Annotated in this window: 29 protein-coding genes; 3 read left to right on the forward strand and 26 right to left on the reverse strand. The window is 47.5% G+C overall.

Features of this window, described 5'->3' with window-relative positions:
• Nucleotides 1–2: 2 nt before the first annotated feature.
• From B9N89_RS00075 to B9N89_RS00100, 6 genes are read right to left on the reverse strand one after another with little or no spacing between them, the layout of a single operon-like run.
• Nucleotides 3–791 carry a hypothetical protein gene (locus B9N89_RS00075; RefSeq protein WP_132314857.1) on the reverse strand — a complete coding sequence of 263 codons (789 nt, stop codon included), beginning with the start codon at nt 789–791 and terminating at the stop codon, nt 3–5.
• On the reverse strand, nt 757–1,644 hold the full coding sequence (gene pssA / locus B9N89_RS00080; RefSeq protein WP_132314855.1) for a CDP-diacylglycerol--serine O-phosphatidyltransferase: 888 nt from the start codon (nt 1,642–1,644) through the stop codon (nt 757–759). The genes B9N89_RS00075 and pssA overlap by 35 nt, the downstream gene beginning before the upstream one ends.
• Before the next feature lie 2 nt (nt 1,645–1,646).
• Nucleotides 1,647–2,363 (reverse strand): hypothetical protein, encoded by a 717-nt coding sequence (locus tag B9N89_RS00085; RefSeq protein WP_132314853.1) that lies wholly within the window; start codon nt 2,361–2,363, stop codon nt 1,647–1,649.
• Nucleotides 2,364–2,373: 10 nt separating this feature from the next.
• Nucleotides 2,374–4,044 (reverse strand): site-2 protease family protein, encoded by a 1,671-nt coding sequence (locus B9N89_RS00090; RefSeq protein ID WP_132314851.1) that lies wholly within the window; start codon nt 4,042–4,044, stop codon nt 2,374–2,376.
• Nucleotides 4,045–4,060: 16 nt separating this feature from the next.
• Entirely contained in the window at nt 4,061–4,903 is an 843-nt protein-coding gene (locus tag B9N89_RS00095; RefSeq protein ID WP_132314849.1) for a phosphatidate cytidylyltransferase, read from the reverse strand.
• 18 nt (nt 4,904–4,921) lie between these two features.
• A complete protein-coding gene (locus B9N89_RS00100; protein WP_132314847.1) occupies nt 4,922–5,764 on the reverse strand; it encodes an isoprenyl transferase in 843 nt (280 codons plus the stop codon).
• Between the two features lie 177 nt (nt 5,765–5,941).
• Here B9N89_RS00100 and B9N89_RS00105 point away from each other — a divergent pair, with 177 nt between their 5' ends.
• Entirely contained in the window at nt 5,942–6,667 is a 726-nt protein-coding gene (locus B9N89_RS00105; RefSeq protein ID WP_132314845.1) for an SAM-dependent methyltransferase, read from the forward strand.
• An 11-nt stretch (nt 6,668–6,678) separates the two neighbouring features.
• On the opposite strand, the gene B9N89_RS00110 is transcribed toward B9N89_RS00105, so the two are convergent.
• The 4 genes from B9N89_RS00110 to rho all read right to left on the reverse strand — a co-directional run bounded on the left by B9N89_RS00110 (nt 6,679) and on the right by rho (nt 11,323).
• The gene (locus B9N89_RS00110) at nt 6,679–7,773 is read right to left on the reverse strand and encodes an AI-2E family transporter (RefSeq protein ID WP_132314843.1); all 1,095 of its coding nucleotides are present in this window, start codon (nt 7,771–7,773) and stop codon (nt 6,679–6,681) included.
• 7 nt (nt 7,774–7,780) lie between these two features.
• Complete coding sequence (gene prmC, locus B9N89_RS00115; RefSeq protein ID WP_132314841.1) at nt 7,781–8,650, reverse strand: peptide chain release factor N(5)-glutamine methyltransferase; 870 nt, start codon at nt 8,648–8,650, stop codon at nt 7,781–7,783.
• Nucleotides 8,650–9,723 (reverse strand): peptide chain release factor 1, encoded by a 1,074-nt coding sequence (gene prfA / locus B9N89_RS00120; protein WP_132314839.1) that lies wholly within the window; start codon nt 9,721–9,723, stop codon nt 8,650–8,652. The genes prmC and prfA overlap by 1 nt, the downstream gene beginning before the upstream one ends.
• 259 nt (nt 9,724–9,982) lie before the next feature.
• Nucleotides 9,983–11,323 (reverse strand): transcription termination factor Rho, encoded by a 1,341-nt coding sequence (gene rho, locus B9N89_RS00125; RefSeq protein ID WP_132314837.1) that lies wholly within the window; start codon nt 11,321–11,323, stop codon nt 9,983–9,985.
• 374 nt (nt 11,324–11,697) lie between these two features.
• Here rho and B9N89_RS00130 point away from each other — a divergent pair, with 374 nt between their 5' ends.
• Entirely contained in the window at nt 11,698–12,066 is a 369-nt protein-coding gene (locus B9N89_RS00130) for a hypothetical protein (protein WP_165931681.1), read from the forward strand.
• On the opposite strand, the gene B9N89_RS00135 is transcribed toward B9N89_RS00130, so the two are convergent.
• Nucleotides 12,063–12,464 (reverse strand): carboxymuconolactone decarboxylase family protein, encoded by a 402-nt coding sequence (locus B9N89_RS00135; RefSeq protein WP_132314833.1) that lies wholly within the window; start codon nt 12,462–12,464, stop codon nt 12,063–12,065. The genes B9N89_RS00130 and B9N89_RS00135 overlap by 4 nt on opposite strands.
• Before the next feature lie 18 nt (nt 12,465–12,482).
• Nucleotides 12,483–13,832 carry a 30S ribosomal protein S12 methylthiotransferase RimO gene (rimO, locus tag B9N89_RS00140; protein ID WP_132314831.1) on the reverse strand — a complete coding sequence of 450 codons (1,350 nt, stop codon included), beginning with the start codon at nt 13,830–13,832 and terminating at the stop codon, nt 12,483–12,485.
• A gap of 11 nt (nt 13,833–13,843) precedes the next feature.
• Between rimO and B9N89_RS00145 the strand changes: the two genes are divergently transcribed.
• Nucleotides 13,844–14,839, forward strand: a complete 996-nt coding sequence (locus tag B9N89_RS00145) for an aminotransferase class IV (protein WP_132314829.1) — start codon at nt 13,844–13,846, stop codon at nt 14,837–14,839.
• 7 nt (nt 14,840–14,846) lie between these two features.
• Here B9N89_RS00145 and fliW read toward each other — a convergent pair whose 3' ends face one another.
• The 14 genes from fliW to B9N89_RS00215 all read right to left on the reverse strand — a co-directional run bounded on the left by fliW (nt 14,847) and on the right by B9N89_RS00215 (nt 26,497).
• Nucleotides 14,847–15,377 carry a flagellar assembly protein FliW gene (gene fliW / locus B9N89_RS00150; RefSeq protein WP_200820640.1) on the reverse strand — a complete coding sequence of 177 codons (531 nt, stop codon included), beginning with the start codon at nt 15,375–15,377 and terminating at the stop codon, nt 14,847–14,849.
• Nucleotides 15,378–15,465: 88 nt separating this feature from the next.
• Nucleotides 15,466–15,765 (reverse strand): carbon storage regulator CsrA, encoded by a 300-nt coding sequence (gene csrA / locus B9N89_RS32095; RefSeq protein WP_132314827.1) that lies wholly within the window; start codon nt 15,763–15,765, stop codon nt 15,466–15,468.
• A gap of 35 nt (nt 15,766–15,800) precedes the next feature.
• A complete protein-coding gene (gene flgL, locus B9N89_RS00160) occupies nt 15,801–16,700 on the reverse strand; it encodes a flagellar hook-associated protein FlgL (RefSeq protein WP_132314825.1) in 900 nt (299 codons plus the stop codon).
• A 17-nt stretch (nt 16,701–16,717) separates the two neighbouring features.
• The gene (gene flgK, locus B9N89_RS00165) at nt 16,718–18,145 is read right to left on the reverse strand and encodes a flagellar hook-associated protein FlgK (protein ID WP_132314823.1); all 1,428 of its coding nucleotides are present in this window, start codon (nt 18,143–18,145) and stop codon (nt 16,718–16,720) included.
• 9 nt (nt 18,146–18,154) lie between these two features.
• Nucleotides 18,155–18,736: a hypothetical protein gene (locus B9N89_RS00170; RefSeq protein ID WP_132314822.1), complete on the reverse strand. Its 582-nt coding sequence runs from the start codon at nt 18,734–18,736 to the stop codon at nt 18,155–18,157.
• A 3-nt stretch (nt 18,737–18,739) separates the two neighbouring features.
• Nucleotides 18,740–19,096 carry a flagellar biosynthesis anti-sigma factor FlgM gene (flgM, locus tag B9N89_RS00175; RefSeq protein ID WP_132314821.1) on the reverse strand — a complete coding sequence of 119 codons (357 nt, stop codon included), beginning with the start codon at nt 19,094–19,096 and terminating at the stop codon, nt 18,740–18,742.
• A 12-nt stretch (nt 19,097–19,108) separates the two neighbouring features.
• Complete coding sequence (locus B9N89_RS00180; protein ID WP_132314820.1) at nt 19,109–19,513, reverse strand: rod-binding protein; 405 nt, start codon at nt 19,511–19,513, stop codon at nt 19,109–19,111.
• A 7-nt stretch (nt 19,514–19,520) separates the two neighbouring features.
• Nucleotides 19,521–20,561, reverse strand: a complete 1,041-nt coding sequence (locus B9N89_RS00185) for a flagellar basal body P-ring protein FlgI (RefSeq protein ID WP_132314819.1) — start codon at nt 20,559–20,561, stop codon at nt 19,521–19,523.
• Nucleotides 20,512–21,540, reverse strand: a complete 1,029-nt coding sequence (locus tag B9N89_RS00190; RefSeq protein ID WP_132314818.1) for a flagellar basal body L-ring protein FlgH — start codon at nt 21,538–21,540, stop codon at nt 20,512–20,514. The genes B9N89_RS00185 and B9N89_RS00190 overlap by 50 nt, the downstream gene beginning before the upstream one ends.
• On the reverse strand, nt 21,537–22,589 hold the full coding sequence (gene flgA / locus B9N89_RS00195) for a flagellar basal body P-ring formation chaperone FlgA (RefSeq protein WP_132314817.1): 1,053 nt from the start codon (nt 22,587–22,589) through the stop codon (nt 21,537–21,539). Before flgA ends, B9N89_RS00190 begins: the two co-directional genes overlap by 4 nt.
• 5 nt (nt 22,590–22,594) lie before the next feature.
• A complete protein-coding gene (gene flgG / locus B9N89_RS00200; RefSeq protein WP_132314816.1) occupies nt 22,595–23,380 on the reverse strand; it encodes a flagellar basal-body rod protein FlgG in 786 nt (261 codons plus the stop codon).
• A gap of 12 nt (nt 23,381–23,392) precedes the next feature.
• Nucleotides 23,393–24,181 carry a flagellar hook-basal body protein gene (locus tag B9N89_RS00205; RefSeq protein ID WP_132314815.1) on the reverse strand — a complete coding sequence of 263 codons (789 nt, stop codon included), beginning with the start codon at nt 24,179–24,181 and terminating at the stop codon, nt 23,393–23,395.
• 181 nt (nt 24,182–24,362) lie between these two features.
• Nucleotides 24,363–25,505, reverse strand: a complete 1,143-nt coding sequence (locus tag B9N89_RS00210; RefSeq protein WP_132314814.1) for a beta-ketoacyl-[acyl-carrier-protein] synthase family protein — start codon at nt 25,503–25,505, stop codon at nt 24,363–24,365.
• 59 nt (nt 25,506–25,564) lie between these two features.
• Nucleotides 25,565–26,497, reverse strand: coding sequence for a flagellin N-terminal helical domain-containing protein (locus B9N89_RS00215; protein WP_132314813.1), 933 nt, complete (start codon nt 26,495–26,497; stop codon nt 25,565–25,567).
• Between the last annotated feature and the right edge of the window lie 34 nt (nt 26,498–26,531).

The following is a 26,531-nucleotide window of genomic DNA, read 5'->3' on the forward strand; positions in this document are numbered from 1 at the left end:
ACTTAGGTGCCTGTAGCCTCGAAGCTGAACATCACTCCTAAAGTGGTTCGGTCGTAAACCCCAACTTCGTTACTGACAGTTGTCACCGTTTGAAAGAAGGGCGTCAAAAATATTCCGCTGATTCCATAGACCTTGAGCGAATATGCTGCACGAGGATCAATTTTACTGACATCAAACGACAGAGAAGCCCCTACGACTTGCTCGACGTTAAATCCAGAATTGACAAACGGAACCACTTCAGATTGGTCTACCGATGAATCAAGATTCGCTTGAGTCGTATTTTCAACATAGGTATAGGACAGGCCACCCCAGACGCTAGCCACGAGAAAACGACTCGAAAATGGGGCGTAGCTGAGGCTCAGAGATGTTTGCAATGGGATTAGAGTTAGCTGACTCTTCTGGGTAGCATCAACATCCGAATCCGACAGATCTTGTTCCAAGCCGCCATCGGGCACATCGATATTACCTGCACTCTTTCCTGAGTCCTGATAAAGACCAGTACGAAACGATACACCTAAATCAAAACCACCCCCAAGGGTCAAAAATGAATACTCGCCCCAGATTTCTGGGTAGGCACTACCGCTACCAAATAGCTTTTCGTAGTGATTGTAGTCATTGCCAATGGACATTGGTCGCGCCACACCTATACCAAAATGATAGGTCCGGTGCCGCCTTGTTGGGCTGGAGTTTTCTATTTCATTTTGTCCTAGCTCTTCGTCCTGGGCCATGCCCTGGCTGCTTCCGAAAGCCCCTAGACTAAGAACCAGAATTATCGTTTTTATCGGCTTCACTGGGGTAACCTCGCTCTCCTGCGGTTTCCAAAACGTTTCCAGACCCTGGTTCGAAAATATCATCGTCATCAACGGCTTTCGTCCAACCGAACATCCACTCAAGGGGACCACTTACAGCATAGCCAGCAAAGAGAAGAAAGCCAAATAGCTCAGGTTGGTAGGCTACAAGGCCTGTTAGTGCGACACCAAGCACCAGGATGCGGAAAGGTTTTATACCCTTGATGTTGAGAGTTTTATGAGACCGGTATGGAATATTGGTCACCATAGCTAATGCCAACCCAACACCTGCGACACAGAAGAATGCGATCCGAAAGTCGTTGGCATTTAGCAAGCTATGGACCCACTTAACAATCGTAAAGTCATTGGGGCCAACTTCAAAGCCGCTCCAAACAGCGACGAAGCAGGCAATCACTCCAGCGGCCATTGGAATTGGTAAGCCAACAAAATCTCCAGAAGCCTGACCTATAGAGGACTGCACGTTGAATCGTGCCAAGCGCAAGGCCCCGCAGGCCATGAACATAAAACAGATGATCCAACCTAAACGTCCTAAACCATCAAGGCCAGCCATGTACATGATAAACGCCGGAGCCACACCAAAGGACACCAGGTCACATAACGAGTCATATTGAACTCCAAACTCACTGGTACCACCAGTGAGTCGAGCCACACGCCCATCCAACATATCAAAAACTGCGGCCAGTAGAATCGCTCCCGAAGCCCACATGAAGTCTTCTTGAAGGCACTTTATGATCGCGAAAAAACCAAAAAAGAGGTTTCCTGTGGTAAATAAGTTAGGGAGTATATAGACAGCGCCGCCCAAAGGTTTCTTGCGTCGTGCACCTTTAAATTTCATCCTTATCCTTTCTTTTGGAGAAGCTCTTCCGGAGCCGATTTTCGAACGTAACGAGGCACAAGCTCGTCCGACCGCACCAGTTGCCCGTTTGTGAGAAGCCCGGTCACGGCATCAAAGCACAGGGCCGTCGCAACCGGAAGCGATGTTCGTTGATAGCCAAGGCCTTTCTGCTCAAGCACCGCTTCAAGTTTGTCCCAGGGCAGAAGGAGTTTGATCTCTCGGCCCCCAAGAACATCGACAGAAGTATCCTGGCGATCGCCCTCCCTAGCAAGCAATAGCTCCCCATCTTTTACATCAACCACATACATGGTTGCTCGATCATCAATGTCACTTAGGCACAAATAGCCTTGTGTTTTTGTTGCTGGAAGAAACCAAGCTATTTTCCCTTGCCACTTTGCCAGGCATTCGAGAGGAGATACGCCGATGATTTCCAAGTTCTCCTGGGTCGACCCAAGTGCAGACACGAAACTAAGGCCTACCTTGATGCCCGTAAACGAGCCCGGCCCTTGGCTAACAAGGATAGTATCAACCTCACTCAAGCTCCACTCGTGTAACTGAAGGAAATTCTTTAAAAGGCTAGGCAGCTTCGCCGCGGCGATGTGGTTTGAAAAGAAACTTTCCCAGGCAAGACATTCAAATCCATCTCCTGCCTGAAGGCCTAAACCAAGAGACACCCCCTTAAGGGAGGTGTCGATGATGATTGTTTTCTTTTGATTCATGAACACTCTTCTAAAATAAGGACGAAGCACCCTTCATCATGGATGCCCAGAAACGCCCCAAGTCATTGTAAGTTGCCATTGCAATCAGCGCGAGCACCATCACAAAGCCAATCTTCTGATAACCTTCAATAGCAGCATCGGGCAATGGTTTTCGAGCGACACCTTCTGCGCCAATAAGCAAAAGTTGCCCACCGTCTAATACTGGAATGGGAATCAAGTTGAGCAAGCCCAGGTTAATGCTAATCATGGCGAGCAAGTGCAGAAACGCAATGAGACCCATTTTTACGGAGTCTGAAGCTACTTTAGCAATAGCGATGGGTCCACCCAGGGCCTGAAGAGGCATGTCTCCGGTAAATAGACCGACCACCGCTCCCGCGATGGTTTTTGTTAGGGTATAGGTTTCCTGAAAGCCATAGCCTAGGGCCTCGATAGGGTTGCTATAGACCTCTTCCACAAACTCGGCCTGTTCCATGGAGCCCCAGAACATTACCGGTAGAGTGTAGAGGGTCAACTTACCGGCGGCTCTTTGAACGTCTACAGGTTTCAGAGCGACTTCCTGTACTAGTGACTCACCGTTCCTTAGAACCGTCAAGGCCACTTTGGGTGTGGTATTTTCCGAGATTATTTCGCTCAGGGCAAAGGCATTATCCACGCTCTGATCATTCCAAGCCAAGATTGCGTCGCCAGGTTGTAATGATTCAACCTCCTCAAGAAGAACGCCAATAGTTAGCTGACTATCGCGAACACCCAAATTCTCGGGAGTAAGGGATTCGACCTGACTGACATCAATCTCAATAGACTGAAGGGCACGCTCTTCATCATCTCGCTCGCGCGGATCTTGTTTAGCCCTAAAACCCATAAGTGTCATAGTTTGGGCACCGTCAGCAGCGAACCACAACTTCTTTAGCTGGCGCCAGTACTTTGCATCCATTTCAGGACCATCGTCAAACCGAACCTTCTCCACTCTAAATCCTGTTTGAACACCAGCCATAGCTATAGGTTTGTTCGAGTCAGTCACTGTGAGGGTAGATGGTACGAAGGTCGGGGAAATACCAATCCGACCCTTTGACCGCGCTAGCTCCTTGTCCTCGATCTCTTCAGGAACTAATGAAATTTCCTGCTGTGCACCGTCACGCTCAATCACGAAGGTAAGTTTTTCTCCTGGATTATCAGCCACAATTCGTTGGAGATCTTTCCAGGTTTTTACGTCCTCGCCATTGATTTCCTTGATTTGATCGTTGAAAGAAAGTCCGGCTCGGTCCGCTGGACTCCCCTTCATAATTTCACCCACAACTGCTGGTGGAAGCTTGACCCCATGAAGACCGATTATAGTGAATACGACTATGGCAAGTAGGAAGTTGGCGATGGGTCCTGCGGCGACTGTAGCAAGCCGGGCCCATATCGGGGCTCGATAAAACTCAGTTCCCTTGAGTTCTTCAGGAACATCTTCGGTTCGAACAGAGCCAAAAAACTTGACATACCCGCCGAGAGGTATAGCACTGATGCGATAGCTCGTTTCTTTACGTTGAAAGCTGATCAGGGTAGGGCCAAAGCCAATAGAAAAGACCTCAACAGAAATACCGCACCACTTACCGACTAAAAAGTGACCAGCCTCGTGAACGAAAACCAGTATCCCTAAAAAGAGTATGGTTGCTACTACAGGGTTAGAAAGAGCTTCCATCAAAAGCCTCGCTTAGTCATTTACCCAAATTATACAAAATAAACCAAATGACGGGGGCGGCAAATAGTAGGCCATCGACACGGTCTAAAAAGCCCCCATGGCCAGGGAAGACGACTCCTGAGTCTTTGACCCCAGAAAAACGCTTGAAAGTTGATTCCACTAGGTCTCCCATTTGACCAAATGCCCCTCCGACGAGGCTTGCCAAGCCGATAACCAACCATGGACCCAATTGCCCTTGGTAAACGGCGTTGCAAATAAGCCCCCCTGCTACACTGGCAATCAGCCCCGCAATGGAGCCCTCCCAAGTCTTTTTTGGAGACATGCGAGGTGCTAGCTTGTGCTTGCCAAATTGTTTCCCGCCAAAATAAGCACCAGTGTCACCTGCCCAAACGACAGTACAAAGATACAAGACGTAACGAGAGCCCTCCCCCATAAGAAACAAGTCCCACGTAGCAAGCCATGGGAAAGAACCATAGACGATTGATACTAACAAAGCGACTGTTCTCGCAAATGCTGTCTCATTATCGGGCGCGAAAAACGAACCTATGAGAATCCCGCCCAGCATTCCCGCCAGAACCATGCCTCGACCACCATCCGCGGAGTAGACTGAAGAGCCGAGAAATATTAAGCATGCAAAGCCTACTGCAGTGGGCACAATCCAAAGCGGCGGTTTAGACTGCTGCGATGCTGGATTGAAAGCATTTTCGAGGCGAGGTACGAGCATCGAAGCCATCTCGAAGGTCCCTAAGCCAACAAGGCACATAAAGAAAGGGATAAGAACCCATTTAGGAGCTAAGATGAGAAGGGCGAGAAACAGAGGGAGGGCTAGCAGGACTGTGAGCACTCTTTGCTTAAGCATAAATAGAATCTTTCTTATCTAAATTTTCGCACTGATTTGCTTACTGGACATGAATAAGCCTTTTGGCACACGACCGAATCGACGATCGCGAGCAGCATAGGCTTCCAAGGCTGCAGCAAAGTCCTTTTTGCCAAACTCGGGCCAATGTTTAGGAGTGAAGTACATTTCCGAATAAGAAATTTCCCATAAGAGGAAGTTGGACACCCGCTGCTCACCACTGGTGCGTATAAGTAGGTCAGGGTCAGGAATATCGGCTGTGCTCAAAGACTGAGCCACCATCTTTTCCGTAATATCTTCCGGCTCAAGCTCGCCACGCTTGATAAGGCTCGCAAGACGCTTCATTCCTTGAACTAAGTCGCTCCGTGAGCCGTAGCTTAGGGCTAGGACCAGCTGTAGGCCGTCGTTGCCAGCTGTCGATTTTTCGGCTTTTTCAAGGAGGTCCTGGCAATCCCTCGGCAGACGGTCTCGCTCACCAATGCTTCGCAAGCGCACATTGTTTTCATTCAAATGGGCCAGCTCGTCGCGGAGATAACTCGACAAGAGCCGGAATAGCCCTTTTACTTCGTCCACTGGACGGTTCCAATTTTCTTCACTGAACGCGTAAAGCGTCAAATACTTAACACCTTGCTCACCCGCTGCCTCAACCACATCGCGGACCCGTTTGGCACCATTTCGATGCCCAAATATCCTTGGCTGCAGACGCCCCTGGGCCCAGCGGCCATTTCCGTCCATGATGATAGCAACGTGCCTTGGGATTCTTTTTGCCTTATGAATGTCCATATACCCTGTCGTTTCTGTCCGTAACAAAGTGTCAAACAGACGCAATTTTAATGATGCGACCCCGATCCTCCTGTTTCTCATCCAGTGTGGTAAGCGACCTCGGACCAGCACTTTCTAAGTCGGAAGGAATTTGATAGTAAAACAGCTTCTTGGGCTTGATCACATACCATATTATGACAAGTTACCCAAGATAATACATTTCCTGTCTTGCTTAGGAAAGGCAAGTACTTTCACTTCCATTCGCCTTTGAGGACCCTTATGAGCGACGCTAAACCGAATGCCAGAGGAACCCTTATCCTGGCTTCTAACTGCCTGGGATTACCAGACGATATCCCTCAACGCAGCCTGACGGCACTTCGGGAGTCTGATCTTTTAGTTTTTGAAGAAGACCGCCCGGCCCGACAAGCCCTCAAGGCAGCTGGAATCCATCGAGACTACCTGAAGTTCACCGAGCATAATGAAGCCTCGACAAGGGAAGATGTTAAGCAAGCCCTCAAGAGTGGCCAAACGGTTTGCTACATGAGCGACCAAGGCGTTCCAACCCTTGCCGATCCAGGCTCAGAGCTTTTAAAAATTGCCTATTCCTTGGATGCTCCTGTTCGAGTAATTCCTGGACCAAGCTCGGTGACAGCGGCTTTGGCTGCCTGTCCATTTCTAGAATCTCGTTTCTTGTACTATGGTTTCTTACCTCGGGAGCCGGATAAGCGCAGCATCGCGATCGCGGAACTAGCTCAAAATCCGCATCCTATCGTTTTTCTGGACACGCCCTATAGACGTAAAGCGCTTCTTGAGGCCTTATCTCAAGGTTTCGGAGGCGACCGCAAAGCCCTTCTTGCCGTAGATATTTCGGGGGATCAGGAAGGTTTTTATCACAGGAGCTTGGACGCTCTCGCTGATCTTACTTTAGATAAGTTGAATTTTGTTATTGTCGTCCAAGGAGCTGCAACGAAAAGTCGCCCGAAGAAGAAGCGTCGCCCTCACTGAATTGGCAGAGCCTATTCAGTCTCGCCTTTGAAAAAAGGCGAGTTCCGATAGTAAGGTAAGGCCATCTGCAAGCCACTGACTATAATGGCAACAGTCGGTACCGCGAGAATGATCCCTAAGATTCCAAACCAATCACCAAAGGCAATGACCGAGGCGATGACCACCACAGGATGAATGCCTGCGCGATCACCAATGATTCTAGGAGTCACAATCATGCCATCGAGCAATTGCACCAATGTGATGACAACTGCCACAGCCATGACCATCCCAAGGCTACCACCCTGACCAATGATCACCACAACACTCAACATCGACCCCACAAGGACATCAAGATAGGGTACGATGCGGCAAATCCCAGCCACCGCCCCTATGGCGATGCCAGATTGCAGGCCAATCACCGAGAAGCCAAACATATAGAGAAACGACAGGATCAGAGCTACCAGAAGCTGGCCCTTCACAACACCCCAAAGGATAATATCCATCTTGCGAATATTGTATTGGGCTAATGACTGGATATCCTTGGGAACGATGCTCTGAATAAAGAGCCGTATATTACTCATATTATTTAGGAAAAACCAAGTCATCAAGGGAATAAGAACGGTATTTAAGGCTCCTCCCAAGACTTGAGGGGTACTCGACCACACTTTCTGAATGGCATCGGTTGTGGTGGTTGTCACCTTCCTCATGAGATCGAGGTCAAGAATGATTTTGTCGAAAGCTTCGTAGCTAATAAAGCCCCGACTCACCATAAAATCTCGAATCGGAATGATCTTTTGATTTACGTAAACCACCGCCCGCGGAATCTGTTTTAGGATCTCGACCAGCTCGGTATAGATAGTGGGAACAATAGCTGCAGCCCCACTAATGAAACCACCGAAAAATAAAATTGAAACCCCTAATACGATCCAGTTACGACCGACTTTGCCACTGTAGCTAAGCTTGGAGACCGCGGGGCTCAAAATATAAGTAAAAATAAGGCTGATCGCGACCGAGACGATGAGGCTGCGATAGACTAGGGCAGACAGCCCCAGGCCAAGTGAGAAGAAAGCGATGAATCTCATGAAACGCTTGAACAAGTGCCAATCGTAAACAGAAGCTTTGGACATGCACCACCTATACTTTGGGAGCCAGGGCCTTCACGATGCGAGGTAAATTGGCTAGATCGCGAATCACGGTCACACTTCTCCAGCCATGGTCTTCTAGAATACTAACGACTTTTTCCCCCTGCGTCGCGCCTATTTCTAGGACAAGATGACCATCAGGGGTGAGAGCCCGTTGGGCAAGCCTTGCCAGCGCCTTGTAGAAGGCAAAGCCTCCATCTTCAGCAAAGAGCGCGACATGAGGTTCGAAGTTTAGAACCGAAGCGCCCATGATGCCTTTTTCATGTTCGCCAATATAAGGAGGATTCGAGCAAATCAAATCAAAAGGTTCCGCGATATCGAGCCAAGTATCTTCCTTTAGAGCATCGCGAACCTTAAACTCAACAACTTGCTCCCATCGAGTAGCGTTTGTCTGCGCTAGCGCTAAGGCTTTCTCAGACACATCCCAGGCTTCAACATGAGCCCCTGGAACCTCTTTGCCAAGGGTTACGGCAATAGCTCCAGAACCTGTACCAACATCAAGAATCGACTTGAAGTCGTAAGTTTTATGAAGCTCAAGCACCGCCTCGATGAGGTGTTCAGTTTCGGGTCTAGGGATAAGCACATCGGAGGAAACGGAGAACTCTCTGCCATAGAATTCACGCTGCCCGAGAATATAAGCGACTGGCTCCCCAGCGGCCCGCCGTTGTAAATAGCTACGAATCGTAGCTTTTTCTTCCTGGTCGACCGGCTTATCGTAGTGACAGTATAGGTCAATCCGCTGGCAACCGAGAGCTTGACTCATCAAAAGTTCAGCGTCTAGCCTTGCTGTGTCGATGTCCTTACTTTTTAAGAAATTCGACGACCACAGCAGAATATCGCGGATGGTCCACACCTCAACCATCACACATTTCCTTCTAAAGACTGCTTCAATAACTCTGTTTGGTGATGAGCGCCGAGAGAATCTAAGACTTCACCAATATCCCCCTCCATAACGCCGTCTAGCTTATAGAGAGTTAGGTTGATGCGGTGATCCGTAAGTCGCCCCTGAGGAAAGTTATAAGTACGAATCCTCTCACTACGGTCGCCACTTCCCACCTGACTCTTGCGATCAGCACTGATAGCATCAGCCTGCTCACGTTGCATCTTTTCCAAAAGGCGGGCTTTTAGGACTTTCATAGCCTTATCCCGGTTCTTGATCTGCGATCGTTCATCCTGACACTCAACAACAATGCCCGACGGTTTGTGAACGATTCGAACAGCTGAGTCTGTGGTATTTACGTGCTGGCCACCAGCTCCCGATGACCGGAATGTGCCGATATCCAGATCTTTTTGATCAATGGGAACCTCATCGACATCATCCGCCTCAGGCAGAATCGCAACGGTGCAGGCACTGGTATGAACACGACCTTGGGTTTCTGTTTGTGGTACACGTTGCACGCGATGAACACCACTTTCAAATTTCAGACGACTGAAAACACGCTCACCTTTTATGAGCACGACAGCTTCCTTATATCCCCCGGATGCCGACTCTGTGGAGGACATCATCTCGACCTTCCAACCACTTTTTTCTGCATGGCGGGTGTACATCCGCAGCAAATCGGCAGCAAAGAGCGAGGCTTCCTCCCCACCAGTACCAGCACGAACTTCGAGGATGACGTTCTTTTCATCATTGGGGTCGCGAGGCAAGGTTAGAATCTGAAGGTTACTTTCAGATTCTTCGATGGCCGCTTCAAGGCTTGATAACTCTTCCTTAGCCATTGCCCGCATATCCGGATCATCTTCTTTTAACATCTCTTTCGCAGCATCACGCTCTTCTTTTTGCTGCTTATAAACGCGGTAGGCCTCGACAATATCGACGATGGTGGCCCGTTCTTTAGAAAGCCGCGTTAGCTCCTTGCCATCGATATCGCCTCGCGACATCTGGCTTTCAATTTCATTGAAACGGAGTTCAATGGTTTCTAGTTTATCAAACATAGACTTTTCTCTTAAAAAACAACCCATAGCTCGATTCCGAACTATGGGTACTGTTGTATTTCAATTAAATGGGCGCTTTTTGGGAACCTGCCTGAAAAGTCGTTCGCCATAACCTGGCCTTAGGCATTTCAGACGGGTTCTTAGGTTTCGGTCGAATACTTTCATGACATACCTAAAATCAGCAGCCCAAAAATTTTCGAATCTCCGACCATGAGTCAAGCCCCCAAGCATGCTGCAAAACCCAGACTACTCTACAGAGTTAGCCATTCATTGAGTTCAAGAAGTCAGCATTGCTGTCTGTCTTTTCCATCTTGTTCAACAAGAACTCCATGGCGTCGACAGTATTAAGCGGTTGCAGCAGCTTTCTCAAAATCCACATACGATTGAGAACTTCTTTCGGAAGGAGAAGCTCTTCTTTTCGCGTACCGGACTTGTTGATATCCATTGCTGGGAACACACGCTTTTCAGACAACTTGCGATCAAGAACCAGTTCCATGTTACCGGTACCCTTGAATTCTTCGAAAATCACTTCGTCCATACGGGAGCCGGTGTCGATCAGAGCAGTCGCGATGATCGTGAGTGATCCACCATCCTCGATGTTACGAGCTGCACCGAAGAACCTCTTCGGCTTGTGAAGCGCGTTGGAGTCGACACCACCAGAAAGAATCTTTCCAGAAGGCGGAACGACTGAGTTATAGGCTCGTGCGAGACGAGTGATGGAGTCCAAAAGGATAACCACATCGTTGCGGTGTTCCACCAGTCGCTTAGCCTTTTCGATAACCATTTCAGCAACCTGAACGTGGCGCTGAGCTGGCTCGTCGAAAGTCGAGCTGATCACTTCACCCTTAACAGAGCGCTCCATGTCCGTAACCTCTTCCGGACGTTCGTCGATCAGAAGCACGATCAAAATGGCTTCAGGATGATTTTTCTCAATGGAGTGAGCAATATTCTGCAATAATACAGTTTTACCCGTTCGTGGAGGCGCCACAACCAAAGCCCGCTGCCCCTTACCGATCGGACACATGATGTCGATGATCCGTGTCGAGTAGTTGCTGGACGCCACTTCCATCTTGAACTTTTCCATGGGGTAAAGAGGCGTAAGGTTGTCGAATAGAATCTTATCGAAACCCGGATCGGGTGGCGCACTGTTGACCTTCTCTACTTTCAACAAAGCGAAGTAGCGCTCTGTGTCCTTTGGAGGTCTGATTTGCCCAGAAACGGTGTCACCCGTACGAAGGTTGAACCTTCGAATCTGTGATGGTGATACGTATATATCATCGGGCCCCGGTAGGTAATTGTAGTCCGGCGCGCGCAAGAAACCGAAACCATCGGGAAGAGTTTCAAGAACCCCCTCACCGTAAATCACACCACCCTGCTCGGATTGTGCTTGAAGCAGAGCAAAGATGAGGTCCTGCTTACGCATGCTGCTTGAACCTTCAACACCGAGTTCTCGGGCGAGTTTGTTCAAGTCAGAGATCTTTCTCTCTTTCAGTTCCTTAAGATTAATTTCTTGATTGCTTTCGGCACCAGCTTCCTTAGCTTTTGCACTAGTCTTTCTTGACGTTTTAGGCTTGTCTGTTGACTTGTCCTTTTCAGTCATAGGTTAGCTCTCTTCATAAAGGTAGGTAGAAATATCAATACTGGATGGAAGTCTCAAAATCGAGAAATCCTAGTTCGTAAATAAAGTGATTAGTTGACTCTTTGCGAAGATCCTTGGTGGAAAATGGCAGGCTGATTTAATGTTACGCTCAAAAGCCTCTTCCTCCAAACACGAATATTCCATTCATTAATGTTTGTCAATTCTATTCTTTTCTTCATGGGAGCCACTTTGTAGACAAACGCCGCCAAGATGCATTGTCATGAGCCTCTAAATCGGCGATAATATCAAAATGACAGTCGTAACTTCTGTGATTTAGGGTACATGATTACATTTGATTTTTCATTATTTTTGATAGGCACACAATGAAAAAAATCATGTTGGCTTTGAGTTTAGTGGAAATATTGATTTCTGGGGCTGCATCCGCTCAGGTGACCAACTCCCAGGAGCGCTTCCAGGACTTTTTTGCTACCGCTGGCTATGGCACCGCTTTTGGAGCAGCCTTAGGAGCAGCAACCCTTCCCTTCCAAGAAAATCCGGAAAAACACCTACGCTCTGTCGCCATTGGTGCTTCCATCGGCTTCTTCGCAGGAAGCCTGCTCGGGAGTTACGTGATTTTTATGCCGTCAGTTGCCGAGTCGACTCCAGAAAGTCATTCCCCCAAACTTACTGTGACTCCCTTGTTTGACCGAAAAGGCGAACGAATTCAGGGAATTCAAAGCTCCTGGCAAATTGCTCAATTTTAGGCGTAAAGCTCACCCAATAACATGTAGGCTCGCCGAAGGTGTGGCACGACTATCGTACCCCCGACCACTGTCGCAATGTTGATTGATTCCTCTTGCTCCGCTCGGCTGGCTCCCAAGCGATAGCTTTGGATGATGTGGTAGTTGATGCAATCGTCGCAACGTAAGGCAGCTGATGCTACCAGCCCCATCAACTCCTTAGTTCTTGCGGCTAAGGCTCCACCTTCAAGGTAGGCGTTATGATCTACGTTATAGATACGTTTCAAAAGCTTATTGTTAGCCTCATCAACCGCTTTATTTTGAACCTCTCTCTGCTCTAGAAATGAACGAGCGATCGGGCTCTTTTCTCGGACTTGTTCATCAGTATAGAGAAATACTGGCTCTCGTGATGACTTTTGCATGTATTTAAGACTCCATTTTTAGGAAAGGGGCACTACTTTGCCCACAAGATCGTAATCATGAGACTCTGTGATATATACCCGTTGAATCTCGCCGACTTTGACATCACCATCGTTGATATACACAATTCCATCGACCTCAGGAGCTTGAGTGCTAAGTCGACCTTCCATAAGAAGATCCGTTTCTTCTGACGTCCCTACCACTAGGACGTCCTGGTAGGTTCCCACATACTTTTCAAGGTTCTCTGCCGAAATATCTTTTTGTACTTCCATAATTTCAGCCTGACGTTGTGCCTTTAGGTCTTCGTCAATCTGATTCTTCATACGGCCAGCAACCGTACCTTCTTCCTGAGAGTAAGAGAAGCAACCCAGGTGGTCGAATCGTTGCTCCTTAACAAAAGCTTTTAATTCTTGAAAGTCCTCGTCTGTTTCACCAGGAAACCCAACCATCACAGACGTTCGAATCGCGATTTCTGGAATCGCCCGTCGTAACTTTGCCACCGTTGAGGCAATTTCTTCTTTGGTTACCTCGCGGTTCATCGACCGCAACATGCCATTGCTTGCATGCTGAACAGGAATATCTAAGTACTTTACAATCTTGTCATTGTTAGCGAGGAACTCAACAAACTCGTCCGAAATGTTCTCAGGGTAAACGTAAAGCAAGCGAATCCAACGGATGCCTTCCACTTCAACCATTTGCTTCAATAGATCGAGAAGGTCTGAGCTGCCCCAGTCCCGACCATAAGCAGCCAAGTCCTGTGCAATCAGATTGATTTCTTGAACCCCTTCCGCTGCCAGCTTCTCCACTTCTTTCATAACATTTGGGATAGGGCGCGATCGGAGTTCACCGCGGATGGCTGGAATAATACAAAAAGCACAGTTATGTTGGCATCCTTCAGCGACTTTCACGTAAGCCGACCACCGGGACAGGGTATTCTGCTTAGGCAAGCTACCATCGTATAGGTAGTGAGTTCGTTTTGCATTGATCGTTCCCTGGGGCAAATCCTGACTTAAAAAGTCGCCAATTTTTGGAAATTCATCCGTTCCAACGAAGAGGTCGACCTCTGGTAAGCCATCGACTAGCTTAGTTTTGTAGCGCTGGGTAAGGCATCCCGCGACCACAACTTTCATATTGGGGTTCTTCTCTTTAAGCTGAGACGCTTCGAGGATGGTGTTAACGCTTTCCTCTTTTGCTGGCCCAATAAAACCGCAAGTATTGATAATCACAGCGTCTGCATCATCAGCATCCTGGGTTACCGTCCAATCTTGCTCCATCAATGTGCCCAACATCACCTCGGAGTCCACTCGGTTGCGAGCACACCCTAACGATATTAAATGGACTTTACGATTCTGTGAGGCTGTGGCATCCATAATTAACTCCAATGGAATGGTTCAGTGGGCAACTAAGCCATAATTACACAAGACCTGACTTGATATCATTTAATCCCGAACTCAGCAAGGAAATTTCTATGGAAGGGTTCATCTCGGTCAATGGCCAAATCAGCAGCCCCGAAGACGCACAAATCCCTGTTTTAGACAGAGGTTTTCTATTTGGTGACAATATATTTGAAGTGTTCGTGGCGTTCGGAAACACGGTGCTCGATCTCAAACCCCATTTAGACAGGCTACGTCGGTCTGCGGAGATGCACCGGATTCCTATTCCTTGGAGCGATGAAGAACTAAGCTTTGAAATTCAATCTCTTATCGAAACCACCAACCATCCGAAAAAATACATCCGGCTCGTGATCACCCGAGGTGAAGGCATTGCCCTGTACCAGCCAGAAGAGCCATCCCCCAATAAGGTGATTTTTTGCTTACCAGCCCGTCAAGAATCAGAAGAGATTTTAAGCAAAGGCATCAAGCTCAAAAGACGTCAGGCCAATTTCGTGGAGCGGGGAGCCACGGCTAAAACGGGCAACTACATCCGCTCCATCACAGCCCTGGAACAAGCCAAGCAAGAAGGTTTTGACGACGTGTTGTGGACCAACGGTGATCAGGAACTTACAGAAGCAACTACATCCAATATTTTCCTGATAGGCCGTGAAGGCGATTTAATTGAAATCGCGACACCACCAGCAAATAGTGGCTTGCTATTGGGGATCACACGCTCTCGGATTATTGACTTGCTTACAAACGCCAAAATCCCTGTTACAGAACGTGTGATCAGCACCGATGAAATAGCAAGATTCGACGAAGGTTTTCTTTGTAGCACGGTTCGGGGCTTGGTGCCGATTCAGCAGATCGACAAGCATCGACTGCACTCCACGCGGACGAACGCAGTTTTCAAACATATTCAAAGGCTATTTAGCACCTGGGTTGCAACAGAAGTCGGGTACCGAGTAAATTGGAATACTGGTGAAAAAGTCGAAGATATATAGGTCTTTATCAATCTTGGCCCTCGGCCTTGTGGCTCGCCTGACTCGCCCTCTTTGCCTGGCCAATCATTTCTTGCATTTCTTGGTTCTGGCCGGACTCGGAGCGTTTCTTCACTTCTTCCATAATATTGTGCCTGGTGGTGTACTCAGAATTATTGAGAATCACCTGGCGCCCTTTTCTATTTTTAAGATTGAATACTAGTGGCGCCTTTAGATTCGCTGTCATCTTCTGCGGATCACTTGGCATTGTGATGATCACTGAAATCACTGCATCCTCTTCGTTATCCAGATCCAAATCAGCAACCTCAGCCTCGTTCACCTCGACTGTGTAATCAGGCTTAAAAAGAAGAGGATTGATCAAGACAAAGGCTATGGCACCGTCAGATAGGGATTGTAACCATTTGAAAGGGGAGTTTTTATCGTGGTCTAGAAGAACATATTTCTTAAGCTCTGGAAACCCAATGAGACCAGCAGGAAGCTCGATGACATCTTTTTCATCGACTTCTATCTCACTAAACCGAGTTGTCTTAACCTTTATCACAGAGTCACCCCTCCGCTCATACTGGTTTCCGAATTTGATATGGAGTCTCTTTCCAGTCTAACTTACCTGGCATTCTCCGAGCAACTTCCTAGGAGTCCTGGGTGGGCTTTTTATGACTGGGGCCTTTCTTTTTGAGTTTCGCAGACTCTTCAATCTTGTCTTTTTCATCAAACATTTCTGAAGCTTGATCAACGGTTTGCTTGTCTGGTTGGGACGCCGATCGATTTTCATCTTGAATGCGCTGATAAACCTCTTCTCTATGAACAACAGTACTGGGAGAAGCCTTTATTCCCAATCGAACTTGTTTGCCCTTGATTTGCATGACGATGATTTTTACATCATCACCTATAGCGATCCCTTCGCCTACTTTTCGAGTTAAAACGAGCACCCCTAAACCCTCCCTGGTTATAGGTACTAATAAAATTACTGCATAAAGTTCAGAAGAGATGGCTGGAGCAACTTGTTAGACGCCATCAACGTGCTCTGCAAGATATCTTCTGTTTTTTTGAAGTCGGAGATTGCTTTAAACGTATCCGCATCTTCAATATTTGAAACCTCTTGAGTTGTAATCTCTGAGGATATTTCAAGCCGCCTTAAAGTGTTGTTCACCCCGTTGTGAATACTGCCCATTTTTGCCATGAAAGTTGTCGTCTTATCGATTTGATGGTCCAGTTCTTCCATTGCCGTTCTAACTCCAGGCACATCATTACCTTCAAGGGAGTCTCTTAGTATTTCCAGCGACTGAATCATTCCGAAGTGTCCCTGAGAGCGCTCTGCAGGCCCTGCCTCGAATAGCTCCCTTGGCTGAAGATTAATCTGCTCAAAACCACCGTGATCCACTTGTAGAAATATAGCGCCATCATCTCCTAGAAATACACCGTCCCGGCTCAATGGAGGAGTTAGGGTTCGAAAACCACCAAAGACATAGCGATTGCCATATTGGGCATTGGCTTGCGCAACAACACCTTGGATAATCTGCCCAACTTCCTTCGCTGCTGCAGCTCGACTATCGGGGCCATAAGTATCATTAGCAAGGGACACCGCTAACTCCTTGGCACGGATCAAAAAATCCGAGATCCCACGCAGTGATGCTTCAGATCGCTCGATAAAGCCCTTAGTAAACTCAATATTTTTTTGGAACTGCTCATTGTCCTTGAGGCTAGCCTTATACTTGATCGTCCGCCCCAAACCAATAGGGTCGTCAGAAACTCGGTTCAGCTTTCTCTGTGTGGAAATCTGCTCCGTCATCTTCGAGTTACCAGCCTTAGCATGATTCACACGATTTTGTGACTGGCGGTAGCGCTGATTATCAGAGACCCTCATGGTTTCTCACTTCTCTCTTATCTTTTTAACGAGAGTACAGTTTCAAACATTTCATCTATTGTTGTTATAACACGGGACGATGCGGTAAAGTTTGCCTGCCATTTCATAAGATTGATCGCTTCTTCATCCATGGAAACACCTTTTAAAGCATCGTGTCGTGTGAGGAGATCGTTATTGAGCGTGGTATCAGCCTCTTTAATGTGTTCTGCCCTTACTAGATCTAATCCGAACAGCCCCACAGTGCTTGCATAGTACTCATCAAAAGTTGCATCGCCATTCGACATCATTCGCACCTCTTTAAGACGAAGCATTTCATTGACGTTGATGTTATCGCCAGGGGCGGATGGCGTTAATGCTGCAGCGATTGCAGCTTGATCTTCACGGATCAGCCAATCTACATCGATGGTTTCTACTGCACGATTCAGGTCATCACTAAGAGTGAAAAAATCTCTATTTGTAGATTCCTTAAACTCTCCAACACCGTAACCACGACGATGGACAGCGTTTAAGGAGTGCCCTAAAACGAAGGCCAGTTCGTTATTTTTTTTAATAAGATCAGGAATGATATTGTCGCGGACATCAATCAGCCCAGCAAGTCTACCCTTTTTATTAATATTCATAATACTAATAGGTTTGTACGCTGAACCTTTATCAATGATGACGTCGTACATTCCCTCAGGGCTGTTGACATCTTTCGTCACCTGGACATTGGCTGCATGACCACGTTCTACCAATAGAGTTTCCTGTGGGCCCCGGACCACAACCATACCACGATCGCCACGATAGTAATTGATATCAATCTTCTTCGTGAGTTTGCGGAGCAAGAGATCTTGTTGATCCAGCAGGTCGCTTGCCTCGCGGGTATCACCTGCTTCCAGGGTTTGAATTGCGGTGTTAAGCTTAGCGATATCCTTTATCATCGTAGAGATTTCAACTGTCTCCCCTTCGATACGATCGTTTAGATCATTCCGAAATCTCTTCAAGGAGTTCTCAACACGTTTAAATGTGTGCACGAGGCTATCAGCACGTTCTAGTACATTCGATCGCACGATCGTCTCTTCAGGAAAACTTGAAAGCTCTTGCAACGCAAGGAAAAATGCACCAATTTCTTCTGAAACAGAGGCATTCAACTGGGGGGAATAAATCTCTTCTAGTGGCTTCATAGATTCAAGTTTAGCTTCGCTTCGCCCTAGGTCCTGGTTGGACATGTTGAGTTGTTTTTCAAGGTATTTATCATGGGCTCTAGTGATATTCTTAACAAATACCCCATTACCAATAATCACATTGCGAGTCTCTGAAGGGATTCGCTGCTCTAGATTGATTCTCTGACGGGAAAAGCCTTCGGTGTTGGCATTGGCAATGTTATGACCCGCAGTATCCACACCCTGCCTGGTTGCATACAGGGACTCGGCCCCGATATTTAGAGTGTGCTTAAGTCCACCCATGGTAACCCTTTAAGTACGGACCCGCAAAGTTGCTTGAGCAGGCCCTGGTTTGGCAACACCCTTAGAGCCATAAGTTGCTTCTGATTCAGCAGCAATGCTTTGCCAGAAGCGAAAGGTCTCCTGATGATGATAGAGTAGTTTTTGAATCAGGTACCGATTCATCTCAATCTTCGGCTGAAACCGTTTCTGCAAATCCTGATATTTCTCGTAGACCTTTAAGGTTTTCACACATTCATGCCGCAAGACTCGCTCTTCAATAGAATCGCCAAAAGTATGGTCCGCAAGCAAACTCAGAAACAGACCCAAGTCAATAGCATGTGAATAACCACGATGCTCAAGAATACTAGCCAAACATGGGTAGCCTTTGACTTTGGCGAAGCCGTCACCAATGCGATCTGTAACGGTTTTTAATTCCTCTGCCAAAGATTGCTTTGCTTTGACGGTTTCTCCAATCGCCTTGAGATCACTTGATTGAATCGATTGATGCTCAGTATCTATGAGGCTCAGCGTCCTTTGATAAAGCTCTGACAAACTCTCAATGAATTCTCTTAGGCGACTAATATCTGCAATGATTTCGCCGTAGGGAGCCATGATTTATGCCTCAGGGTTCTTCGCCAATTCATCACGAATTGCTTCTTTTAATATACCATCGGCAATTTTCCCGGGGTCAAGCTCATAGGTGCCATTCTTGATCCTTTCCCGAAGGCTAGCAACGAGATCCTCTCGAATGGGTGAAGTATTCTTGGCGAGATTGAGCGCCGTCTGCCGAGCTTCCATCATTTCTTGGGCGCGATCAGACAATGACACTTTAAAGTCATCCCGTGCTTGGGTCGCCGTACCCTGAGCTTGCGACTCGTTGGCATTTTCTGCCTTATCCGATTTTTTCACCCGACTCGATGTAACACCTGTATGAATGCTTGGGCCGTTTGTGCCAATGCTCTTAGTGTCCATACTTGGTCCTCCTTAACGAGGTTTGCCACCACCTGACTGGTAGTGTTGTAGCCCCATATTTTTATTTGTAACTTCAAATTGTCCTGTCGTTTGCCGCATCAGTCCGAGTAGGTGATTTTCAATAGATTCGGCAAGTCCGGTAGTGCGCTGGGAAGCCAGTGATTTAGCATACTCAGTATCTAGCATGCTACGAAAAATCTCTTCGCCATTCCCCTTTTTTATAAAGCCTGAATTAGGGACAGACTTACGCATTGATTTTAACACAATTCCTAGAAAAATGGACTCAAACTGCTCCGATAATCTTTTGATCTCTCCTTGATCCTTTTGATTTTCGGTGCTTAAGGCCTGTTTTTGGGCGACAAGTTGCGACTCCCCCTGCGCCAAGCTCAGCCGATTTGTGATAAAGCTCGCGTCCATGTTCCCCTCAAAGATACCTTAGTTCCGCTCGGAGAGCGCCAGATGCATGAATTGACTGAAGAATACTGACCAAGTCAGACGGCTGAACCCCCATTGCATTGAGGCTTTTCACTAAATCCCCCACGGTGCTGCCCTTCAGCTCCACCATAGTTTCAGCTCCTTGCCCCTCGCCAACCTCGATACTCAAGCCTTTGTGAGATAAAACGATGGGTGAGATCTTCACTTCCGCACCCATCACAACTGTTCCAGTTCTTTCGTTAAGTACCACGATAGCCTTTTGGTCAACTTCAACAGATAATCTTTCCAATTGAGAAATAAACTCCACGATTTTGTCTTTATAACGTGAAGGGATACGCACTTGGACGAGCGACGCATCAGTAGACTGAGCGATGAACTCACGAAAGAAGGTATTGATAGCTTTGGTAATTCGGCTACTTGTTGTGAAGTCTGGTGTCTGAAGGCTTAAGTCTAGCTTACCCTGTCGAACAATATTAGGAATAAAGTCCCGCTCAATCTGTCCGCCGTTAGGAATGTGTGCCACAGTCAGGCTTTCCACTCCTTCACCATTGGCTGGCCCAATAATAATTGGGCCGCGAGCGATCGCATAGACATTGCCATCACCAGCCTTCAGCGGAGTCATGAGCAATGTACCTCCTGCAAGACTGGTGGCATCTCCTATGACGGAAAGCTTAACATCAAGCTGATCACCGTTTCGAGCAAATGGCGGCAGCTGCGCTGTAACGACAACTGCGGCTGACGCTTGGGTGATAACAGCATTGTCACCAGGGTCCATACCAAGTCGATTGAGAAGTGTCCTCATCGCGTCGCTGGTGGTCGTAGAGGCTGGTGAATCTCCTGTAGCATTCAAGCCAACGACCAAGCCGATTCCCATCAGTTCATTGGTCCGATTGCCCTTAATCATAACCAGATCCTTGATTCGCGACTCTTGACCTAAGGACAACTCTCCCCGCCAGACAAGGAATAATAGTATAAGCAACCTAACCTGCATCGGCCGCCCCTCTCTCATCGCCAGGACTTTCGGTCTCATTTTGGAGCTGATCTAGCATGTCCTGCTGTCTTTTAATGATAGACTTTTGCTCTTCGATCGTATTGTTTTGTTCACTTATTTTGTTGTCGTACTCCTGGATTGTATCCGATAGCTTTTTCTTTTCTTGATCCAGCTTCTGTCGAGATTGCGCAAACTGCCGCCGTTCTTTGCCGAGGCTGTTAATCCGATCCCGTAGTCGATCTCGAACCTTCTTGAGGTCTTCACGCTTAGTTTCTAGCTGCTGTGCCATCTTCGATTTTGCTTCATCGAAACCACTCATCCGCAAGGTATATTCGTCTTGCCAAGACAGAGAATCTCTCTCTATCACTTCACCATCTTTTCGTTGATACCAATCGACGTCAAGTAGGTCTTCTGTTGTGATGTCTTTCTTCGCCATAAGCGTGGCACGCTCTATTCTCGCTTTGACCCGAATCGTACTCGATTGAGTTTCATTTTTGGATGTTCTGTATGTTGAAACGATCAAATCTCCATTCGGTAGGCGCCTATCAACTTTAAACTTAATGGAAGTTAGTGGCAGGATATTGGATTCGTCATCCCTTGGGGTAAACTCCGGTAATGCAGCCAATAACTCGTCTTTAATCTGACCTGCTTCCAACTCTCCTTGAGCACCACCACCTCCTGCTGCTCCTCCCTCGGCCTGATTCACACGAACAAGAATGGGAATCATATCACCGACCTCTCCCCGGGGTTTATCGTAGAAAAGATAGTTTTCCGGATTATCACTGGAGAATAGTGAACCATTATTATCAGTCTTTGACACAGGCTTGATTCGAATACTTTTCTTCTTCATAAAAATCTGAGGCGGGTCTTTGCGACCATCCTGAATCTTTCGACCTTTTTTATAGATCTCCGCCCCCGAACTTTGATTCACATAATCCCTCTTTGAAATAGGAACGACACGGGTTTGACAACCTGTCACAAGAAAAGAGCTTAGTATGATGACAACTTGCAGCTTCATTGCATCACCTCGACCGTTCGTCCTTGGCTGACGCGACCCTCAACAGTTTTTTTCGAATGAGCCAAGCGAATATTAATGAGATCACCTTTTCGGCCTGACTTCAGAGCTTTCCCTTTGGTTCGAACTGCTAGAGTACCTTGATTCATGAGAACATCCACTAGTTGACCACGTCTGACCAAGTAGGGAATTTCGACAAACTGAGCACGCATGGTTTCTCCCTGAGACACAGCTCGCCTGACTCGCTTTCCTAAAAGCCCCTCCAAATCCTTGATGACATGCCTTCCCGTTGGCACCCATTGAAATTCGAAATCTGTTTCCTTAAGTACCATGCCAGGCACTAACGGCCTAGAAGCCACTGGAACGAGCTGTTGAAATTCAAAGCGCGGCATCACTCTTATTGACTGCCGGGAGGTTTGTCCATCTTTTGAAATTGTCGCCAGGGCGAGCAGTTGTTTTGACAATTGACGGTAGAGTTCACCAGACTGGACAGCTTTAGGGATTTCTTCTATTCCTTGAAAATCCCAGGCGATGAATCCTGGGCGAAGTTTTATGTCGTTGCGATATCGCAAGCTTTGCACCGTAGCTCTGACATTTAATGATTCTAGCTTTTGATTGATCTGTGCTTCTAGAGATCCTTGCAAGTCCTCATTCTTAAGATCCTGAAAAGCAGCCTGAACTTTGACATGATCCTGACCGCCTTGCAGCATGATAAGCTGATCGGGGAACTCACTCTCTAAGGCGCTTCGGATCGTTGCCCAATCGATAGTTTGATGAAACCCGGGCTTTGGTGAAGATGTAATGAGAATGGAGGCTGCATCCTGGCAAAGCTGCTGGTATCCTCGGCACCCAGCAACATCGCCAAGGTAGATATAGTCAGAGTTCACTTCTGTTACAGCTTTTAGCTGAATATTGATAGGCACTCTCACTTGAGGAGCCGTATTCTCGTACACCACCGAGACTGGTTTCGCTTCATACAAGTCAGCGATATTCTGCCCGTAGCAAATTACAGGCATCCCTAGAAGAATCACGGCTAGCTTAGCAAAGTTCATAAGGCTTACCTTATATTGTTGGTCTGCTGAAGCATTTGATCACCTGTTTGAATGACTTTTGAGTTGATCTCATAGGCTCTTTGCCCCGAAATCATATTCACCATTTCTTCAACAATGTTCACGTTCGAGCCTTCCAACTCCCCTTGACCAATGCGCCCAAAACCTTGGGTATTTGGCTCGGCAACGATTGGAGCCCCACTGGCCGGTGTGGCCCCAAATAAGTTGCGTCCCTGAGCATCTAAGCCTGTAGGATTCACAAAGTTAGCGAGAAGAATTTGCCCGAGTTCTTCTGTTTGATCTGCTATTCGTGCACTCACGTTACCATCCATTCCGATGTGAATTTTATTATGAGGAACTCTCTCTGGAACAGTTATGACGGGAACGAGCGGAAATCCATCGGATGTTACAATGCGGCCTGTATTGTCGATGCGAAAGCTACCGTCACGGGTATAGGCAATACTACCATCGTCTTTTTGGATTCTGAAAAAGCCTTCTCCCTCAATCATTAAATCTGTTGGCTTGTTAGTGATGCGAATTGCACCCTCGTTAAACATCTTTTCAACTGATGAGACTTTCGATCCTGCACCAATTTGAATTCCGCTTGGAACTACTGTACCAGCTGTTGAGCTTTGCCCCGGAGCTCTTAGAGTTTGGTAAAGTAGGTCATGAAAATTTGCTCGTGAACGCTTGAACGCTGTCGTGTTCACGTTTGCTAAGTTATTGGAAATAGTATCGATGGTAATCTGCTGTGATTCCATTCCCGTCGCCGCTGTAAATAATGATCGCATCATAGCTGGGTACCCTTATGCTCTTACTTCGCCAAGTGAATTAGAGGTTTTATCCATCATCTGATCGTAGTTTGAGACGGCCTTTTGGTAGGCTTCGTAGGATCGATGACTAACAATTAACGCTGTTAAATTCTTGATTGGATTCACATTCGAACCCTCCAAAAAGCCTTGTTTTAGGGTTGCAGTCTCGCTTTGGCTCACATCATCCGCTGGCCCTCCGTAGAAGTAGTAGTTGTTACCAACTCTCTCCAACGCTTCAGGGCTTTTGAATTGATAGATCTGAATTCGGTCGATAAATTCACCGTCCTGATAGACCTCTCCCAGACGATTTACATGAAACTGGTTCGAACGAAGATAAACGACTCCCTTTTCGCCAAGTATCGGATCTCCCGCTTTGGATGCCAAAGCACCTTCTTGATTCAGGGTTAGGTCACCTGCCCGCTGAAACCGAATGCCTTCATTGGTCTGTACAGAAAACATGCCCTGACCTTCGATCATCAGATCCAGTTTGTTGTGAGTATTAATCGCTGGACCCTGAGTGAAGTCGGTTTCAATACCGGCAATACCCACATAGGATAGATCATTACCTTTCAGCGGCCCGACCTTATTCAGATCGACCTTAAAGTTTGCTGGTGGTAGCGGCGTCGGGTAATTTTTAAACGGCTCTGGATCTTGAAGCGTGAATGTTACATTATCGCCCTTAAAGCCAACTGTATTGACGTTGGCTAAGTTGTTCGACAATGTTTCCAACGCTCGTTCCTGAGCGATCGCCCCCGCTAATGGCGTGTATATATTCTTGAGCATCGTACTCCCTTGCGTCTTCCTACTTCAGCAGTAAAGTAGCAAGGAGTAGACCACCCACTGGATGAGTCATCTAAGTTATTTGATTAAAAAAGAGTTTTGCTAGAATTAATCGTCAGGACTCTGGCTGAAGCTAGGCAAGAAGAGCTTCCTAGAGTCAAAGACTTAACGAAATTCGTCAAGCCTATGGCTCCAAGCGACTGATCACCAACGCTCCAGCATTGCCGCCGAAGCCAAGTGAAAGCACAAGTGCATGCCTGAAGTCAGCTTGGAGCGGCAGGCTAGATTTTAGGTAGGGAAGTCGCGGCAGCTCTCCATGATGAAGGTGTTCTGACGCTAGAACGACCGAAGAGCCAGCGCTTGCCCCTAGCATATGGCCCGTAAGCCACTTATGAAATGTGATTGCTGGAGGACGATTGCCAAAAACGTGACGGATCGCATTCATCTCAGCTGCATCGCCTTTTTTTGTGCTCGCACCGTGACCAGCAATAAAATCAATGTCTTCGATCGAAAGATTCGCACTCACAAGTGCCCGCGTCATAGCCTTCTGCAAACCAGTCGCATTCTCTGATACCCCTGCAAGGCTTGCATGATCTGTTGCAGCACCATAGCCGGAGATTTTAGCAATAGCTCTCTGAGGCGAAGCCGTCAGCACCAGACATGCTGCACCACTGCTGAGAACCATTCCAGATCGATCCTCGCTCATCGGCCTATGAGGATAAGGGCACTCGGTAGATTTAGCCAAAACACGGGCACGACTCAATATTTCTTTAGTAAAGGGAGTCGTTGCATACTCCACTCCACCACAAACAGCCTCTGGCACTTGCCCACTCTTTATAAGCGCATAGGCAAGCCCGATCGCATGAAGGCTCGTGGAGCAGGCGGCAGACGTATAGAAATGCAAGCCATCCAGGCCAAACCATTTCGCAATGCATGAGGGAATCGAATTGGGTGTGGTGATTGGACTCGTATAAGCTGGCACTTGGTGACCCTGCCTGAATTCGTCAATGGCACTTTCCCATGATTCTGTAGGACCACGAGATGAACCCAAAACCACCGCAGAGGACGCATCCAAGCCGGCAGCTTCTTCAGCAGCCTCTTGGCAGCATAGGAGGGCGAGGACCGCAGTGGTATCCATGTGTCTCACCTGGCGGTGATCCCGTCTCATTTGCAAGAGGCGTTCTTCTGCTAAAGTTGGCAGTAGACCTAAACCATCGCGAAGGCTTTCTCTGAGCAGGTCTTGCCCTTCCAGCAACGCGTGCATGTGATTTGATAAATTTAGGCCGCCTGGCGAGATTAGCCCACGTCCTCTGATGAATACGTCCATAGTGCTCTCCCGCTCCCAACTTAGCGAAAGACTCGGGATTCGCAAACAGCTTTCTAAGGCTAGAGACTTCGTACAAGTTCAAGAGCGGCATTGGGGAACTGATTAGCCTGAGTCAAAACAGCGGTACCCGCCTGAAGCAGTATATTGGCTTTTGTGAAGCCAGCAGTTTCCATAGCAAAATCAGCGTCTTTAATTCTTGAGTTGGCTGCCGATAGGTTTTCAATCTGGACGCCGAGATTTCGTTCCGCTGAAGTAAGCCTATTTTGCACAGAGCCGATGGTGGAACGGTAAGACGCAACTTTTACCAAGGCCCGATCGAGCCTGGCCATTGATTGCTGGGCATCTTCTTTAGAATCGATCCTGGCACCATCTTCATTGGTGGCCGAGCCCAAATCAAGGCCTCGCTCTCCTTCAGTCCGCGCATCGATCTTACCGAAGTCAATTTTAATAATGTTTACTGGGTTGCGGGCATCGATATGGTCCGGTGGTTCGATATAGTCCTTGCCAACTTGCATCTCCAGCGGGGGGTAGTTGTGTTCTTGAAGTAGCTCTTGGTGAACCTCATCTCCTTGACCAATCAAAAGCCGTGTACCATTGAACTCTGTGGCCAAGACGATTCGATCCACTTCATCCTTCAAAGCCATGAATTCTTCATTCAGAAATGCACGCTCTTGATTACCAATGGTATCCGATGCCGACTGAACAGATAGCTCCTTAAGCCTGACAATGATGCTCGTAACCTCATCTAGGGTACCTTCCGCAACTTGAAGCATGGATACAGCATCGTTTGCATTACGTTTAGACTGGTACAAGGACCTGATATCAGCCCTCAAGTTCTCGGAAATCGCCATGCCAGCAACGTCATCGGCAGCCTTATTGATCCGTTTTCCTGACGCCAATTTTTGGGCGTGCTGCTCCAACGCTCGCCTCGACTGACCTAGATGCCGTTGAGCGGTTAAAGACTGAACGTTTGTTCGTATGCGTAAACCCATCCAATCACCTATAGTGGCCGGACCTGTATGGAAG

The sequence above is a fragment of the Pseudobacteriovorax antillogorgiicola genome, from assembly GCF_900177345.1.
In the GTDB taxonomy this organism is placed as follows: Bacteria; Bdellovibrionota_B; Oligoflexia; order Oligoflexales; family Oligoflexaceae; genus Pseudobacteriovorax; species Pseudobacteriovorax antillogorgiicola.

What these genes read in the sequence shown, in the direction of transcription:
- pssA (WP_132314855.1), bottom strand. Translation starts at nt 1,644, where the DNA reads ATGAAATTTAAAGGTGCACGACGCAAGAAACCTTTGGGCGGCGCTGTC.
- B9N89_RS00085 (WP_132314853.1), bottom strand. Translation starts at nt 2,363, where the DNA reads ATGAATCAAAAGAAAACAATCATCATCGACACCTCCCTTAAGGGGGTG.
- B9N89_RS00090 (WP_132314851.1), bottom strand. Translation starts at nt 4,044, where the DNA reads ATGGAAGCTCTTTCTAACCCTGTAGTAGCAACCATACTCTTTTTAGGG.
- B9N89_RS00095 (WP_132314849.1), bottom strand. Translation starts at nt 4,903, where the DNA reads ATGCTTAAGCAAAGAGTGCTCACAGTCCTGCTAGCCCTCCCTCTGTTT.
- B9N89_RS00100 (WP_132314847.1), bottom strand. Translation starts at nt 5,764, where the DNA reads ATGAGAAACAGGAGGATCGGGGTCGCATCATTAAAATTGCGTCTGTTT.
- B9N89_RS00105 (WP_132314845.1), top strand. Translation starts at nt 5,942, where the DNA reads ATGAGCGACGCTAAACCGAATGCCAGAGGAACCCTTATCCTGGCTTCT.
- B9N89_RS00110 (WP_132314843.1), bottom strand. Translation starts at nt 7,773, where the DNA reads ATGTCCAAAGCTTCTGTTTACGATTGGCACTTGTTCAAGCGTTTCATG.
- prmC (WP_132314841.1), bottom strand. Translation starts at nt 8,650, where the DNA reads ATGGTTGAGGTGTGGACCATCCGCGATATTCTGCTGTGGTCGTCGAAT.
- prfA (WP_132314839.1), bottom strand. Translation starts at nt 9,723, where the DNA reads ATGTTTGATAAACTAGAAACCATTGAACTCCGTTTCAATGAAATTGAA.
- rho (WP_132314837.1), bottom strand. Translation starts at nt 11,323, where the DNA reads ATGACTGAAAAGGACAAGTCAACAGACAAGCCTAAAACGTCAAGAAAG.
- B9N89_RS00130 (WP_165931681.1), top strand. Translation starts at nt 11,698, where the DNA reads ATGTTGGCTTTGAGTTTAGTGGAAATATTGATTTCTGGGGCTGCATCC.
- B9N89_RS00135 (WP_132314833.1), bottom strand. Translation starts at nt 12,464, where the DNA reads ATGCAAAAGTCATCACGAGAGCCAGTATTTCTCTATACTGATGAACAA.
- rimO (WP_132314831.1), bottom strand. Translation starts at nt 13,832, where the DNA reads ATGGATGCCACAGCCTCACAGAATCGTAAAGTCCATTTAATATCGTTA.
- B9N89_RS00145 (WP_132314829.1), top strand. Translation starts at nt 13,844, where the DNA reads ATGGAATGGTTCAGTGGGCAACTAAGCCATAATTACACAAGACCTGAC.
- flgL (WP_132314825.1), bottom strand. Translation starts at nt 16,700, where the DNA reads ATGAGGGTCTCTGATAATCAGCGCTACCGCCAGTCACAAAATCGTGTG.
- flgK (WP_132314823.1), bottom strand. Translation starts at nt 18,145, where the DNA reads ATGGGTGGACTTAAGCACACTCTAAATATCGGGGCCGAGTCCCTGTAT.
- B9N89_RS00170 (WP_132314822.1), bottom strand. Translation starts at nt 18,736, where the DNA reads ATGGCTCCCTACGGCGAAATCATTGCAGATATTAGTCGCCTAAGAGAA.
- flgM (WP_132314821.1), bottom strand. Translation starts at nt 19,096, where the DNA reads ATGGACACTAAGAGCATTGGCACAAACGGCCCAAGCATTCATACAGGT.
- B9N89_RS00180 (WP_132314820.1), bottom strand. Translation starts at nt 19,513, where the DNA reads ATGGACGCGAGCTTTATCACAAATCGGCTGAGCTTGGCGCAGGGGGAG.
- B9N89_RS00185 (WP_132314819.1), bottom strand. Translation starts at nt 20,561, where the DNA reads ATGAGACCGAAAGTCCTGGCGATGAGAGAGGGGCGGCCGATGCAGGTT.
- B9N89_RS00190 (WP_132314818.1), bottom strand. Translation starts at nt 21,540, where the DNA reads ATGAAGCTGCAAGTTGTCATCATACTAAGCTCTTTTCTTGTGACAGGT.
- flgA (WP_132314817.1), bottom strand. Translation starts at nt 22,589, where the DNA reads ATGAACTTTGCTAAGCTAGCCGTGATTCTTCTAGGGATGCCTGTAATT.
- flgG (WP_132314816.1), bottom strand. Translation starts at nt 23,380, where the DNA reads ATGATGCGATCATTATTTACAGCGGCGACGGGAATGGAATCACAGCAG.
- B9N89_RS00205 (WP_132314815.1), bottom strand. Translation starts at nt 24,181, where the DNA reads ATGCTCAAGAATATATACACGCCATTAGCGGGGGCGATCGCTCAGGAA.
- B9N89_RS00210 (WP_132314814.1), bottom strand. Translation starts at nt 25,505, where the DNA reads ATGGACGTATTCATCAGAGGACGTGGGCTAATCTCGCCAGGCGGCCTA.
- B9N89_RS00215 (WP_132314813.1), bottom strand. Translation starts at nt 26,497, where the DNA reads ATGGGTTTACGCATACGAACAAACGTTCAGTCTTTAACCGCTCAACGG.